Genomic DNA, 12,727 nt, shown 5'->3' on the forward strand with positions numbered 1-12,727 from the left:
CGTGGGCACCGCCGCTGACCTGCTGAATCTCGACGACGAGTTCACCGCTGCTGAGCTCGAGACGCGTGCGACGGTGCGGGAGTTCGTCGACCGGCGCATCCGGCCCAACATCGCGCGGTGGTTCGATGAGGCGGTCTTTCCCGTCGAGCTCGTTCCCGAGATGGCCGAGCTCGGTCTGCTCGGCATGCACCTCGACGGCTACGGCGGCGCGGGCCGCTCGGCGACCGAGTACGGGATCGCGATGCAAGAGCTCGAGGCGGGGGATTCCGGCATCCGCACCTTCGTCTCGGTGCAGGGGTCGCTCGCGATGTCGGCGATCCACAAGCACGGCTCCGATGAGCAGAAAGCCACGTGGCTGCCGCCGATGGCGCGCGGCGAGGTGCTCGGATGCTTCGCACTGACCGAGCCGACCGCGGGCTCGGACCCCGGCACGATGCAGACGACCGCGCGGCGCGACGGCGACGGCTGGGTGCTCAACGGCGCCAAGCGCTGGATCGGTCTCGCCTCGATCGCGCACGTCGCCGTCGTCTGGGCGCAGACCGATGAGGGGGTGCGAGGGTTCCTCGTGCCGACGGACACGGCGGGCTACCGGGCGACGCCGATCGAGCGCAAACTGTCGATGCGGGCCTCACTCCAGTGCGATGTGGCCTTCGACGACGTCCGCCTGCCCGCCGAGGCCCTGCTGCCGGGCGTCACAGGACTCAAGGGACCGTTCTCCTGCCTGAACGAGGCGCGCTACGGCATCGCGTGGGGCGCCGTGGGCGCCGCCCGCGACAGCTTCGACCAGGCCCTCGCGTACGCGCAGACGCGCATGCAGTTCGGCAAGCCGCTCGCAGCGTTCCAGCTGACGCAGCAGAAGATCGTGAACTGGGCGCTCGAGATCCAGAAGGCGCAGCTCCTCGCCCTGCGTCTGGGGCGATTGAAGGATGCCGGCAAGCTCGAGCACCACATGATCTCGGTCGCGAAGCTCAACAACACCCGCATCGCGATCGACATCGCCCGTGACGCGCGCACGGTGCTCGGCGGCAACGGCATCACGCTGGACTATTCGCCCCTGCGGCACGCCAACAACCTCGAGTCGGTGCGCACGTACGAGGGCACCGACGAAGTGCACACGCTCATCCTGGGCCAGCACATCACGGGTCACGCCGCCTTTCGCGGGTGACGAACGGGCCTGCCGGCCGCCCTAAGCTTGCGGGGTGACATCGGCCCCCTCGCGCTCGCTCTGGCGGGGTCGCGCGATCGCCCTCATCGGGATCGTGCTGTTCGCGTTCTCGTTGCGCACCGCCGTGGCATCCCTTTCGCCGCTTCTCGACAAGATCGGCGAGGACTTCACGGTGCCCGCCGCCGTGGTCGGTCTCATCGGCACCGCGCCGCCGGTCTGCTACGCCGTGTTCGGCTTCGTCACCCCGATCCTCGAGCGCCGCTTCGGGCTCGAGCGCACGGGACTGGCCGCGATGGTCGTCGTGGCGGTGGGGCTCGTCCTGCGCGGCTTCGCCGTCGACGCGACGACCCTCCTGCTCGCGACGGCGCTCATCTTCGCCGCGGTCGGGGTCGGCAACGTGCTGCTGCCGCCGCTGGTGAAGAAGTACTTCCCCGATCGCATCGGCCTCGTCACGTCGGTGTACTCCACGATGCTGGCGATCGCGACGTTCACGCCGCCGCTCATCGCGGTTCCCGTCGCCGAGGCCGCGTCCTGGCGGCTCTCCCTCGGCGTGTGGGCGGTCTTCGCCACCGTCGCGATGATCCCCTGGGTCATCCTCGTCGCCCGGGGGAGGCGCGCGGGGGTGTCCGCCGACGACATCGAGGTGGTTCACCCGCGCGTCTTCGGCCGGCTGTGGCGGCTCCCGCTGGTGTGGGCGCTCGTGGTCACCTTCACGGTGTCGGCCATCGTCGCCTACGTCTTCTTCGCGTGGTACCCGCAGGTGCTCGTCGACATCGCGGGGCTCTCACCGGCTGAGGCCGGCGCAATGCTCGCGCTGTTCGCCTCGATCGGGATGCCGTGCTCGCTGCTCGTGCCCATGCTCGTCGTGCGCTTCCAGGCCACCCGGGTGCTGTTTGCGGTCGCCGTCGTGACGGGCCTCGGCGGCATCGCAGGGCTGCTCGTCGCGCCGTCGCTCGCTCCGGCCGTGTGGACCGTGCTGCTCGGGGTCGCCTCGCTGCTGTTCCCGCTCAGCCTCGTGCTCCTCGGGATCCGCACGCGCACGCACGAGGGCGCCGTCGCCTTGAGCGGGTTCGTGCAGAGCATCGGCTACGGCATCGCGGCGGTCTTCCCGCTCGCGTTCGGGCTGCTGCACGACGCGACGGCATCGTGGACCCTGCCGCTCGCGCTGATCGGCGTAACGCTCCTCACGCTGATCCCCGCAGGGGTCGTCGCAGCGCGCTCCCAGACAGTCGAAGACGCCTGGGAGCAGCGGCACGGAGCCTGGTGACCGGTCGGGTCAGGCTGTCGTGCCGTACGAGTACGTGTCTTCGTCCTCGTCCTCGTCTTCGGTGGCCCACTTATCGACGTATTCGTCGTCTGTGGACGGGTGAGCAAGCTCACGCTCGAGCGCTGCATAGTTGACGCTCGGGCTGAACGACTTCAGTTCGCGAGCGATCTTTGTGTGCTTCGCCTTCTGACGGCCACGCCCCATGCGAGACCCCCTCACTTCTGAGCCGCGTACATAGCGCGGGCCCGACGCATTCACGATCCGGCATGTGGCCGGGAAGAGTAGCATTCAGAATACCACGCACGCCCGAGACCACGGCGGTTCGCGAGCTGCTCGGGCTGCTCGAGATGCGGAGGACGCATGGCCGACGAAGAAGTCCGACCTCCCGACGCGCGCGCCGACGATTCCTTTCGAGGTGCAGTCCTGGCCGGGATCATCCCCGACCAGTCCCCTCGGGTGCTGAAGGAAGCGGCCCGCTACGCGCGACTGCTGGGGGCTCCGCTCATCGTCGTGCACGTCGACGTGACGCGATTCGTGACGTACGAAGACCCCGACGGCTATGTGAACTCCGTGCCCATCGATATCGATGTCTCGTCGGGCGAGGGTGCGCTCGAGAGTGTTCGCGCGGCGGCATCCGCCGTTCTCGACGGAACCGGGCTGGCGTGGACGGTGCGGCAGCTCGTGGGCGACCCCGCCCTCGCGCTCAAGCACCTGGCCGAGCGGGTGGACGCCAAACTCATCGTCGTCGGCACGCGAAAGCGGGGCATGGGCGAGTCGATTCGTGAGTTCTTCACGGGCTCCGTCGCGGCGCGCCTCTCGCACCGCCAATACCGGCCGGTACTCGTCGTGCCGCTGGGGGATCCGGTCCCCGATGACGAGGACGTCTGGCCCATCTGACCCGTGACGACGAAACGGCAACGGCGCTGCCGTTGCCGTTTCGCGGGCAGAGGTCAGGGTTTGAGAGCGCGGGTGACGGCGCGAGCGGCTTCGTCGACGGCGCGTTCGAGCTCATCGACAACGGATGCCGCGAGCTCACCGCCCCGCGCGACGTGCGAGCGGAGTTCTGTGCGCACGCGCCCGCGGAACTCGTTCACGATCGCATCGGCACGGTGCAGCTGCTCGCGGCTGCGACCACGCACGTCATCGACGGGCGCGGGGGGAGCCGACGTCGCCTTCGCGCGCTCCTGCTTGCTCGCCGCCGCGAGGTCGGCGCGCAAGCTCTTCATCGCCTCGCGTACGCTTCCGCGAACCTCATCGGCGATGAGTCGCACGCTGTCGGCGAGGCCCGCCTCGATGCCCTGCAGGTCATCGGCGCGTGCGGCGACCTCGGCGCGACCGGCCTCGGTGATCTCGTAGACGGTCTTGCGGCCGTCGACGGACTTGGTGACCAGGCCTTCCTCCTCGAGCTTCGCCAGGCGCGGGTACACCGTGCCGGCGCTCGGGGTGTAGGTGCCACCCGTGCGATCGGACAGGGCCTGCATGATGTCGTAGCCGTGGCGCGGCCCTTCATCGAGCAGGTTCAGCAGGTAGAGGCGCAGGTCACCGTGCGAGAAGACCGGGCCCATCACCATTCCCCCTCTTCAGCGATGGGGGTGGACCCGCCCGCGCGGCGCAGCACGGTGAGGTCGCCCGAGACCGAGTTCGAGCGGATGTCGGCGAAGGTGCCGCTGAGTTCCCCCGTCGAGCCCGTGTAGTTCGTCGCGGGACCGGGGCCTGTCCCCGAGCGCACGGTGCCGTCGATCTGCACGCGTCCGCTGACGCTGCGCACGACGTAGTTGGCGGCGAGGCTCTCGTCGAGCCGGATGGTCGCGTTGCCCGAGATGGTGTTGAGGTTGACGGCGTGGACCGGGCCGTCGGAATCGACCAGCACGGCCCCAGAGACGGTGTCGATCGTCGTCTTGCGCAGGGTTCCCGTGACGGCGACGTCTCCCGAGACGCTGTTGGCCGACAGTGATCCGTCGAGTCCGCGCAGCTGGACGTCGCCCGAGACGGCGTTGACGGTCACGTCACCGGTGAGCCCGTCGACGATGATGTCGCCCGAAACGGTGTTGAGCCGCGCGTCGCTGCCGAGTCCGGTCACGAGCGCGCTCGCCGACACGACGCCGAGGGTGAGGGTGAGGGATCGCGGCACGGCCACGCTGATCTCGGCTTTCGGGCCGCCGTCGCCGAAGTTGCGGAACACCTCGAGGAAGTTGTCCCACCGCAGCTGCGGATGATCGATCTCGACGGTGCCGTCGGTGACATCGATCCGCAGGTCCTTCACGGTCACGCTGTGCACTTCGATCCGCATGCCGGGCTCGTCGTGTGCGACGACGTCGATCTGACCGCCGACGAGTCCGATCTTGAGCGAGCGCACGGACTCGATGTCGATGACGCGCGTTTCGCCGGGGTGGACGACCCACTTCTCGTAGTCCATAACTCCTCCAGAGTTTGTAATCTCGCGATATATCGCGTGTGCCGACCGTAACACGATATATCGCGTTTTTGGTCGAGACTCAGGAAACACCCACTTGACGTTTACGCGACGTCAACCTTTACGGTGACTCTTGATGGTGACGACAGGGAGGGATGCACATGGAATGGTCGATTCAGCAGATCGCGAAGATCACCGGGACGACGAGTCGCACGCTGCGTCATTACGATCAGCTCGGTCTTCTCCCGCCGTCGCGGATCGCCGCGAACGGCTACCGGTATTACGACGAGACCGCGCTCGTGCGGCTGCAGCGGATCCTGCTGCTGCGCGAACTCGGTCTGGGATTGCCGCAGATCGCGCGGGTCCTCGAGCGCAGCGTCTCTGAAGACCAGGCGCTCGAAGGGCATCTCGCCTGGCTTCACCAGGAACAGGAGCGACGGGCGCGGCAGATCGCCTCGGTCAAGTCCACTTTGAACGCACGGAGAGGGGGTGAAGAACTCATGGCAGAGACCATGTTCGATGGCTTCGACAACACGCAGTACAAGGAAGAAGTGCAACAGCGCTGGGGTGCCGACGCCTATCAGGCGAGCGAGGACTGGTGGCAAGGGCAGGACGGCACCGCGAAGGCAGCCGAGATGCGACGCGTCGCCGACCTCAACCGCGACTGGATCGCGGCCGCTCAGAGCGAAACGCCGATCGACGGCGACCTCGCACAGGCGCTCGCGCAGAGGCACGTCGAGTGGCTGAGGTCGGTGCCCGGCGCACCGACGGCGCCCGACAAGATCAAGGGATACGTGCTGGGGCTCGGCGAGATGTACGTTGCCGACCCGCGATTCGGTGCGAACTACGCGACGGATGCCGGAGGCACAGCAGGCGCGGAGTTCGTGCGCGACGCGCTACGGGTGTACGCCCACGCGAACCTCTGAAAAAAGAACGGATGCCGCAGACCCGAAGGTCTGCGGCATCCGTTCTCTCAGCGTCGCGCCCCGACAGCGCGACGCGAACTTAGGCGCGGCTACCGCTGATGAGTCGGAACAACAGCGCGATGAGCGCGATGACTCCGACGATCAGTGCAACCCACAGGAGCCAGCTCAAGGCCTCGCCGAGACCGCCGACGATGGCGAGCACGATGGCGACGACGATGATGATGATCAGCGCGATGTTCATGGAGAGTCCTCCCTCGTGGAACGGCGCGAACTCAATCGCGCCGCGTGCATCATGAGCACTCATCTACCGTGCCACCCTCGCCGCAAACCCCGACAGGGGTTGCACCCCGGAATCGGTTGGTGATAGGGCGGGCGGGTGTCAAGCCCCTGCGGCGGTGACCCGCGCCGCCATAGGTTCGACGCACGACGAAGGAGGAGCCATGCCCCGAGGCCGCGGATCGAGCAGTCTGAAGAGCCCCGAGCTCTATGAAGAGCTGCGGGGCGACGGCGCGTCGAAAGAGAAGGCCGCCCGCATCTCGAACGCAGCTGCCCGCGACGGAGCCGAAGAAGTCGGTCGGCGCGGCGGCAAAGCCGGCGACTACGAGGACTGGACGGTCGCGGAGCTGCGGGGCCGGGCGAAGGAGCTGGGCATCACGGGCTACTCCGGTGTCCGCAAGCCGGAGCTGATCTCGATGCTCCGCAACCACTGACGGCATGGCCCAGCGACTCACCCGGGTGCGTCCCGACGATGACCCGGGGCTGCGCCGTGTGCGCTCCGGCTCGGGATTCCGCTACCAGCGCGACGATGGCGAGACGGTCTCCGCCGAAGACCGCGACCGCATCTCGCAGCTCGTCATCCCCCCGGCCTGGCAGGACGTGTGGATCTCGGCCGAGCCCTTCGGGCACATCCAGGCGGTGGGGACGGATGCCGCCGGTCGTCGCCAGTACGTCTATCACGCCGAATGGCGGGCACGACGCGACCGTGGCAAGTTCGCCCGCGCGCTCGATCTGGCCGCGGCGCTGCCGAGCGCGCGGCGGCGCGTCACGGTGGCATTGCGTGCAGACGAACTCGACCGCGAGCGGGTGCTGGCCGTCGCTTTCCGGCTGCTGGACACCGCGGCGCCGCGCGTGGGCTCGACACGCTACCTGGATCGGCACGGCAGCCGGGGGCTGACGACCCTGCAGCGTCGTCACGCCATCGTCGACGACTCCGTCGTGACGCTGTCGTTCCCCGGCAAGAGCGGCAAGCGGGCGCTGCTGGAGATCAGCGACGATGACCTCGCCGTCGTCATGCCGCTTCTCGTCGCCGGGCGCCCGAGCGCCGCTCTGCTCGCGTACAGCCGCGGCAGGCGCCGCGTCGCGCTGCGGCCCGGCGACGTCAACGAGCACGTGCGAGCCCTCACGGGCGGCCGGTTCACGGCGAAGGACTTCCGCACGCTCCGCGGCACGATCCTCGCCGCAGAGACTCTCGCCCGGATCGGGCTCGTCGCCACGGCCCGCCAGCGATCGCAGGCCGAGAAGCTCGCCGTCGACGCCACGGCCGCGGCGCTGGGCAACACCCCCGCCGTCGCACGGGGGAGTTACATCGATCCGCGGGTCTTCCAGGCGTACGCGCGCGGACAGCTGCTCGACCTCGGCGTCACGCCCGAGTCGGCGATCCAGGACCTCATCGTGCGCTCGGGCCGTCGCCGGCCCCGGTGAGCGCGCTTCGACTCTCGGCCCAGCCCCCGCAAGCGTCGTGGGATACTGAGCCGGATACACATTCGTATCCGTCGCGATGGCTCCGCAGCGCGAGCATCGGGCCGCGGCATCCCTCACGATCACGCAAGGGCACACGTGTCGAACCTCGCCGTCTTGAGCTTGAAGAACCGTGCGCTCATCGCGCTCATCACGATCGTTGCCGCGATCTTCGGTGGGCTCGCACTGACGAGCCTCAAGCAGGAGCTCATCCCCTCGATCGAGTTCCCGGCGCTCATCGTCGTCTCGGCCTACCCCGGTGCGTCGCCCGAGGTCGTCAACAATGACGTCTCCACCCCGATCGAGGCGGCCATCCAGGGCGTTCCGGGCCTTGAAACCACGACGGCGACGAGCACGACGAACGCGTCGGTCATCCAGGCGTCGTTCTCGTACGGGACGAACCTCGCCACGGCCGAGCAGAAGATCGCTCAGGCGATCAACCGCGTGCAGGGTCAGCTGCCCGATGGTGTCGAGCCCAATGTCATCTCCGCGAGCATCGACGATTTCCCCGTCATCCAGCTTGCCGTGACGGGCTACGACGATGCCGAGACGATCCAGGCGCGCTTGGAGTCCCTCGTCGTCCCCGAGCTCGAAGACGTCGACGGCGTCAATGCTGCCGAGATCGTCGGCGGCATCGGTCAGCGCGTCACGATCACCCCCGACCAGGCCGCGCTCGCGGCCGCGGGCTACACGCAGCAGGCGATCACCGACGCCCTCGACCAGAACGGCGTGCTGTTCCCCGGCGGCGACATCACCGAGGACGGGCAGACGCTCACGGTGCAGACCGGCACGAAGATCGACTCGGTCGAACAGATCGCCGCGCTGCCGCTCGTTCCCTCTTCGGCCGAGCAGTTCGCCGCCGGTGAGCTCACGATCGGCGATGTCGCTTCGGTCGTGCAGGACCAGGACCCCGTCACGTCGGTGTCGCGTGTCGACGGCGAGCCAGCGCTCACGATCGCGGTGACCAAGCTGCCCGCCGCCAACACGGTCGACGTGAGCAAGGGCGTGCTCGCCGTGCTCCCCGCGTTGGAGGACGACCTCGACGGGGCCGAATTCACGGTCGTCTTCGACCAGGCGCCCTACATCCAGGAGTCGATCGACGCGCTCGCGAAAGAGGGCCTGCTAGGCCTCGTGTTCGCCGTGCTGGTGATCCTCGTCTTCCTGATGTCGGTGCGTTCGACACTCGTGACGGCGATCTCCATCCCGACGAGCGTGCTGATCACGTTCATCGGCATCCAGTCCCTCGGCTACTCACTCAACATCCTCACGCTCGGTGCGCTCACGATCGCGATCGGACGCGTCGTCGATGACTCGATCGTGGTGATCGAGAACATCAAGCGGCATTACGTCGGTGACGCCGACAAGACGCGCTCGATCCTGATCGGTGTCCGTGAGGTCGCCGCGGCGATCACGGCCTCGACGATCACATCGGTCGCAGTCTTCCTGCCGATCGCGTTCGTCGACGACGTCACGGGCGAGCTGTTCCGGCCGTTCGCGCTCACTACCACGATCGCCATGCTCGCGTCGCTCTTCGTCGCGCTCACGATCGTCCCGGTGCTCGCCTACTGGTTCCTGCGCCCCGGCAAGCAGATCCTGGATGCCGAGGGGCGGTCGGTCGACCCCGAAGACCCCGCCGCCCCGCCCAGCCGCCTCCAGAAGTCGTACCTGCCGATCCTGAACTGGACCCTGAAGCACTCCTGGACGACGATTCTGCTGGCCGTCCTCGTGCTCGGCGGCACAGCCGCCGCAGCGCCGTTCATGAAGACGAACTTCCTCGGGGACTCCGGACAGAACACCTTCACGATGACGCAGAGCATCGGACCGGCGGCATCGCTCGAAGCGGAGTCCGCGGCAGCCGAACAGGTCGAGGCCGTCCTCTCGGACATCGAGGGCATCGAGACGGTGCAGGTGTCGATCGGATCGAGCGGCTCGGCGCTGCGTGATGCTTTCTCGGGTGGGGGCAGCGGTGTGACCTACTCGATCACGACGAGCCCCGAGGCCGACCAGGTGCTCCTGCGCGAAGAGGTGCAGGAAGCCATCGCCGATCTCGAGGATGCGGGTGAGATCGCGATCGCCGCGAGTGGCGGGGGCTTCGGGTCGAGCGACATCGAGATCAACGTCACGGCGCCGGACACCTCGACGCTGCAGGAGGCCACGGATGCCGTCGTCGCTGCGCTCGCCGGAGGCGAGGGACTCAGCCAGGTGACGAGCAACCTCTCCGCGTCGCTTCCGTACATCGCCGTCAACGTCGATCGTGACGCCGCCGCGTCGCTCGGGCTCTCCGAGGTCGCCGTGGGCGCCCTGGTATCGAACACGATGCGTCCGCAGCAGGTCGGCTCGGTCGAGATCAGCGACACCACGCTGACGGTCTACCTCGCCGCCTCGCAGACCCCCGCGACCCTCGACGAGCTGCGTGCCCTCACGGTTCCGACCGCCGTCGGGCCGGTTCCCCTGTCCGATATCGCGACCGTCGAGGAGAGCGAGGGGCCGACCTCGATCACCACCCAGCGCGGTCAGCGCACGTCGACGGTGACCGTCACGCCGTCGACCGATGATCTGACGGCGGCGTCTGCCACCGTCTCCACCGCGCTGGCAGACGCCGAGCTGCCGGCATCGGCCGATGCATCGCTGGGAGGCGTGGTTTCGCAGCAGGCGGATGCCTTCTCGCAGCTGGGCCTCGCTCTGCTCGCGGCGATCCTCATCGTCTACATCGTCATGGTGGCGACCTTCAAGTCGCTGCGACAGCCGATCCTGCTGCTCGTGTCGGTCCCCTTCGCGGCTACCGGTGCGATCCTGCTGCAGATCGTCACGGGCGTGCCGCTGGGCGTGGCATCCCTGATTGGTGTCCTGATGCTGATCGGCATCGTCGTCACCAACGCGATCGTGCTCGTGGACCTCGTCAATCAGTACCGGGAGAAGGGCCTGTCCGCGCGCGATGCCACCGTCGCCGGAAGCTCGCGACGCCTGCGTCCGATCCTGATGACCGCGCTGGCGACGATCTTCGCGCTGACGCCGCTGGCACTGGGGATCACCGGCCAGGGCGGGTTCATCTCGCAGCCGCTCGCGATCGTCGTGATCGGCGGCCTGATCTCGTCCACCGTGCTGACACTGCTCGTGCTGCCGACGCTCTACAACCTCGTCGAGGGTGCGAAGGAGCGCCGTCAGGCGCGACGCGGCGGGCCCGTTGTCGTCGGCGCGTCAACGGTCAGCGCTCCCGCGACCCGTCGCGAGCGGCGCCTCCAGAAGGCCGCCGCTATGTCTCCCGTGCCTGAAATCGAGCCCGAGAGCGTGCCCGAGCGGCAGTCCGTACCCGCAGACGAGCGCGAGCCCGAGCCTGAACTCGAGCCCGAGCCAGATTCCGTGGGTGACCCGGCGGACGAAGCCACGGCTGCCGGTGACGCAGATGAGGAACGGCCAGGGCGCGACGACTGACGCGCACGCGCGCCGCCCGTTCGGTCGAGTGAACAGCGCGGATCGGCGCAGGGTAGGTCGGCAGCGTGTCGCCGCGCGGCGAGGGGTCGGCGACGAGCACGGCGGATGCGGCATCCAGGGTCCCATCCTCGGGTGCGCCGAGCGCGCGCGGAAGGCCCAGCAGCCAGACGCCCATCGTCGAGAAGGCGACGAACTCGTAGAACGCCAGCGTGATGAGACCGGCGGCGAGCACGACCATGCCCGTCGCGAGCAGGATCACACCGACCGCGGCGAAGCGGCGGAACGCGTTCGAGAGCGCACGGCAGCGCAGGCCAGAGGCCACGAACGACAGGAACGACAGCGCGAGTCCGATCGCGGCGAGGTCGTGCAGGAGTGAACTGACCGGGATCGGGATGAGCCCCACCATCATCATGTGCGCGCCGGCCGACGAGAGCGAGCACCGGATCCATGCCGCCCGGCGCCGTGAGATCCGCTCGGGCAGGTCGACGCCGATCACGATGCCGTACACCGTGAGGAGCAGGCCTGACACGATCACCGTCGCGTTGAACGTGCGCGCCGAGAAGTCCCGGAACGTGCCGAGCTGTGAGAAGTGCAGGTGCCACCAGTACGGGTCGCTCGTCGTGAGGATCGCCACGACGACGCCCAGCACGAGTGCGCCGGTTGCGAGCGTGCCCAGGCGGTGCGAGCCCGAGGCACGCGAAGCGGCTCGTCTCGGAAGGGCCCCAGACACCCCGATGTCGGTGAGGGTGACGGGTCGGGACGGCTCCGAGAGCAGAAAGGTCATAAAGTTACCGTGGGTAGCGGCAACACCTCGCACGTGTACACCCGGCCCCCCCAGGCCCGGCTCGTGCGGAGAGCATGCCGATGGCTTAAGTTCTCCCCAGCTGACGGCAAGTCACCGACCCTTCATAGGGTAATGGGTGTATTGGCGGATAGGTGACCGGTGATCTTTCAGCTGGCGACCGGTAATGTTGACAAGTCGGCTTCAGGACACCGCGCTGTGTTCATCGCACGCGCGGATGGGTTTGTGAGTCCAAAGGGGCCGATGGTGAGCGTCGATCGACGCACATGAACCATCACTGAAAATGGCCCCCGGCCGACGGATGTCCGGGTACGCCCGCGCCCTGCGCGGGCGCTGTTTCGTGCGAGAAAACCCACAAGGACATCATCATGCCCAAGAACAAGAAGCCCGCCGGCGGTCGCCCCGCCAAGAACTTCGAGCCCCGCTACGGCGAGAAGAAGGGCTCGTACCAGGATCGCAAGCGCCGACCGGATGCCGCAGGCGACGGTCGCGCCAACACGAACAAGCCCGGCAGCAAGAGCCCGCAGCATCGCGGGTACCGCCCCGCCGAGAGCGACACCGCCGCGCCGAAGCGCCGCTGGTCGGCGCAGGAGAAGGCGGGCCGCGACGAGGCCCGCGGCATCCGCACGCACGCTCGGGACGATCGTCCCCGCTTCGACGAGGACCGTCCGCGGCGCGACGAGCGCGCACGCTCGGACCGGCCCTCGTACTCGTCGCAGGGCGGTTCGCGCTCGTTCGACCGCACCGACCGCGACGCGCGCGGCGCCGGCCGCCCCGCGGCACGCACCGAGCGCCCCGCCGGTGACCGCGACCGCGCTCGCCCGCCGTACGCCGACCGGGCCGATCGCACCGAGCGCCGCACGCACGGCGACGCGCGCCCGTCCTACCGCCGCGAGGAGCGTCCTCGTTTTGATCGTGATGACCGTGCCCCTCGTCGTGATTCGGGTGAGCGTCCTCGTTTCGATCGTGATGACCGTGCCCCTCG

General features: G+C 68.4%; 11 protein-coding genes and 2 pseudogenes. 8 read left to right on the forward strand and 5 right to left on the reverse strand.

Annotated features, from left to right (window positions below; genetic code table 11):
* The first annotated feature begins 1 nt into the window (after position 1).
* Both AC25YV_RS10305 and AC25YV_RS10310 read left to right on the forward strand, forming a co-directional pair.
* A complete protein-coding gene (locus AC25YV_RS10305) occupies positions 2-1,165 on the forward strand; it encodes an acyl-CoA dehydrogenase family protein (RefSeq protein WP_488123748.1) in 1,164 nt (387 codons plus the stop codon).
* Positions 1,166-1,199: 34 nt separating this feature from the next.
* Positions 1,200-2,432 carry an MFS transporter gene (locus AC25YV_RS10310; RefSeq protein ID WP_488123749.1) on the forward strand — a complete coding sequence of 411 codons (1,233 nt, stop codon included), beginning with the start codon at positions 1,200-1,202 and terminating at the stop codon, positions 2,430-2,432.
* Between the two features lie 9 nt (positions 2,433-2,441).
* On the opposite strand, the gene AC25YV_RS10315 is transcribed toward AC25YV_RS10310, so the two are convergent.
* Complete coding sequence (locus AC25YV_RS10315) at positions 2,442-2,636, reverse strand: DUF3073 domain-containing protein (RefSeq protein WP_488123750.1); 195 nt, start codon at positions 2,634-2,636, stop codon at positions 2,442-2,444.
* 156 nt (positions 2,637-2,792) lie between these two features.
* On the opposite strand from AC25YV_RS10315, the gene AC25YV_RS10320 reads away from it, so the two are divergent.
* Positions 2,793-3,329, forward strand: coding sequence for a universal stress protein (locus tag AC25YV_RS10320; RefSeq protein WP_488123751.1), 537 nt, complete (start codon positions 2,793-2,795; stop codon positions 3,327-3,329).
* Between the two features lie 53 nt (positions 3,330-3,382).
* Here AC25YV_RS10320 and AC25YV_RS10325 read toward each other — a convergent pair whose 3' ends face one another.
* Positions 3,383-3,997, reverse strand: a complete 615-nt coding sequence (locus AC25YV_RS10325; protein ID WP_488123818.1) for a PadR family transcriptional regulator — start codon at positions 3,995-3,997, stop codon at positions 3,383-3,385.
* Positions 3,997-4,848, reverse strand: a complete 852-nt coding sequence (locus AC25YV_RS10330) for a DUF4097 family beta strand repeat-containing protein (RefSeq protein ID WP_488123752.1) — start codon at positions 4,846-4,848, stop codon at positions 3,997-3,999. Before AC25YV_RS10330 ends, AC25YV_RS10325 begins: the two co-directional genes overlap by 1 nt.
* Positions 4,849-5,006: 158 nt before the next feature.
* Between AC25YV_RS10330 and AC25YV_RS10335 the strand changes: the two genes are divergently transcribed.
* On the forward strand, positions 5,007-5,771 hold the full coding sequence (locus AC25YV_RS10335; protein ID WP_488123753.1) for a MerR family transcriptional regulator: 765 nt from the start codon (positions 5,007-5,009) through the stop codon (positions 5,769-5,771).
* Between the two features lie 79 nt (positions 5,772-5,850).
* Here AC25YV_RS10335 and AC25YV_RS10340 read toward each other — a convergent pair whose 3' ends face one another.
* Positions 5,851-6,012 (reverse strand): hypothetical protein, encoded by a 162-nt coding sequence (locus AC25YV_RS10340; RefSeq protein ID WP_488123754.1) that lies wholly within the window; start codon positions 6,010-6,012, stop codon positions 5,851-5,853.
* A 199-nt stretch (positions 6,013-6,211) separates the two neighbouring features.
* Here AC25YV_RS10340 and AC25YV_RS10345 point away from each other — a divergent pair, with 199 nt between their 5' ends.
* From AC25YV_RS10345 to AC25YV_RS10355, 3 genes are all read left to right on the forward strand, one after another.
* Complete coding sequence (locus AC25YV_RS10345; RefSeq protein ID WP_488123755.1) at positions 6,212-6,481, forward strand: DUF7218 family protein; 270 nt, start codon at positions 6,212-6,214, stop codon at positions 6,479-6,481.
* 4 nt (positions 6,482-6,485) lie between these two features.
* Positions 6,486-7,472 (forward strand): DNA topoisomerase IB, encoded by a 987-nt coding sequence (locus tag AC25YV_RS10350; RefSeq protein WP_488123756.1) that lies wholly within the window; start codon positions 6,486-6,488, stop codon positions 7,470-7,472.
* Between the two features lie 135 nt (positions 7,473-7,607).
* Positions 7,608-10,940 carry an efflux RND transporter permease subunit gene (locus AC25YV_RS10355; protein WP_488123757.1) on the forward strand — a complete coding sequence of 1,111 codons (3,333 nt, stop codon included), beginning with the start codon at positions 7,608-7,610 and terminating at the stop codon, positions 10,938-10,940.
* A 166-nt stretch (positions 10,941-11,106) separates the two neighbouring features.
* Here AC25YV_RS10355 and AC25YV_RS10360 read toward each other — a convergent pair.
* A pseudogene (locus AC25YV_RS10360) lies at positions 11,107-11,724 on the reverse strand (hypothetical protein); the annotation flags it as partial.
* A gap of 386 nt (positions 11,725-12,110) precedes the next feature.
* On the opposite strand from AC25YV_RS10360, the pseudogene AC25YV_RS10365 reads away from it, so the two are divergent.
* Positions 12,111-12,727, forward strand: a pseudogene (locus tag AC25YV_RS10365) (DEAD/DEAH box helicase); the annotation flags it as partial.

The organism is Microbacterium sp. Y832, assembly GCF_057669765.1.

Excerpts from the sequence above, each read along its gene's own strand:
- AC25YV_RS10315 (WP_488123750.1), bottom strand. The coding sequence starts at position 2,636 with ATGGGGCGTGGCCGTCAGAAGGCGAAGCACACAAAGATCGCTCGCGAA.
- AC25YV_RS10320 (WP_488123751.1), top strand. The coding sequence starts at position 2,793 with ATGGCCGACGAAGAAGTCCGACCTCCCGACGCGCGCGCCGACGATTCC.
- AC25YV_RS10325 (WP_488123818.1), bottom strand. The coding sequence starts at position 3,997 with ATGGGCCCGGTCTTCTCGCACGGTGACCTGCGCCTCTACCTGCTGAAC.
- AC25YV_RS10330 (WP_488123752.1), bottom strand. The coding sequence starts at position 4,848 with ATGGACTACGAGAAGTGGGTCGTCCACCCCGGCGAAACGCGCGTCATC.
- AC25YV_RS10335 (WP_488123753.1), top strand. The coding sequence starts at position 5,007 with ATGGAATGGTCGATTCAGCAGATCGCGAAGATCACCGGGACGACGAGT.
- AC25YV_RS10340 (WP_488123754.1), bottom strand. The coding sequence starts at position 6,012 with ATGAACATCGCGCTGATCATCATCATCGTCGTCGCCATCGTGCTCGCC.
- AC25YV_RS10345 (WP_488123755.1), top strand. The coding sequence starts at position 6,212 with ATGCCCCGAGGCCGCGGATCGAGCAGTCTGAAGAGCCCCGAGCTCTAT.
- AC25YV_RS10350 (WP_488123756.1), top strand. The coding sequence starts at position 6,486 with ATGGCCCAGCGACTCACCCGGGTGCGTCCCGACGATGACCCGGGGCTG.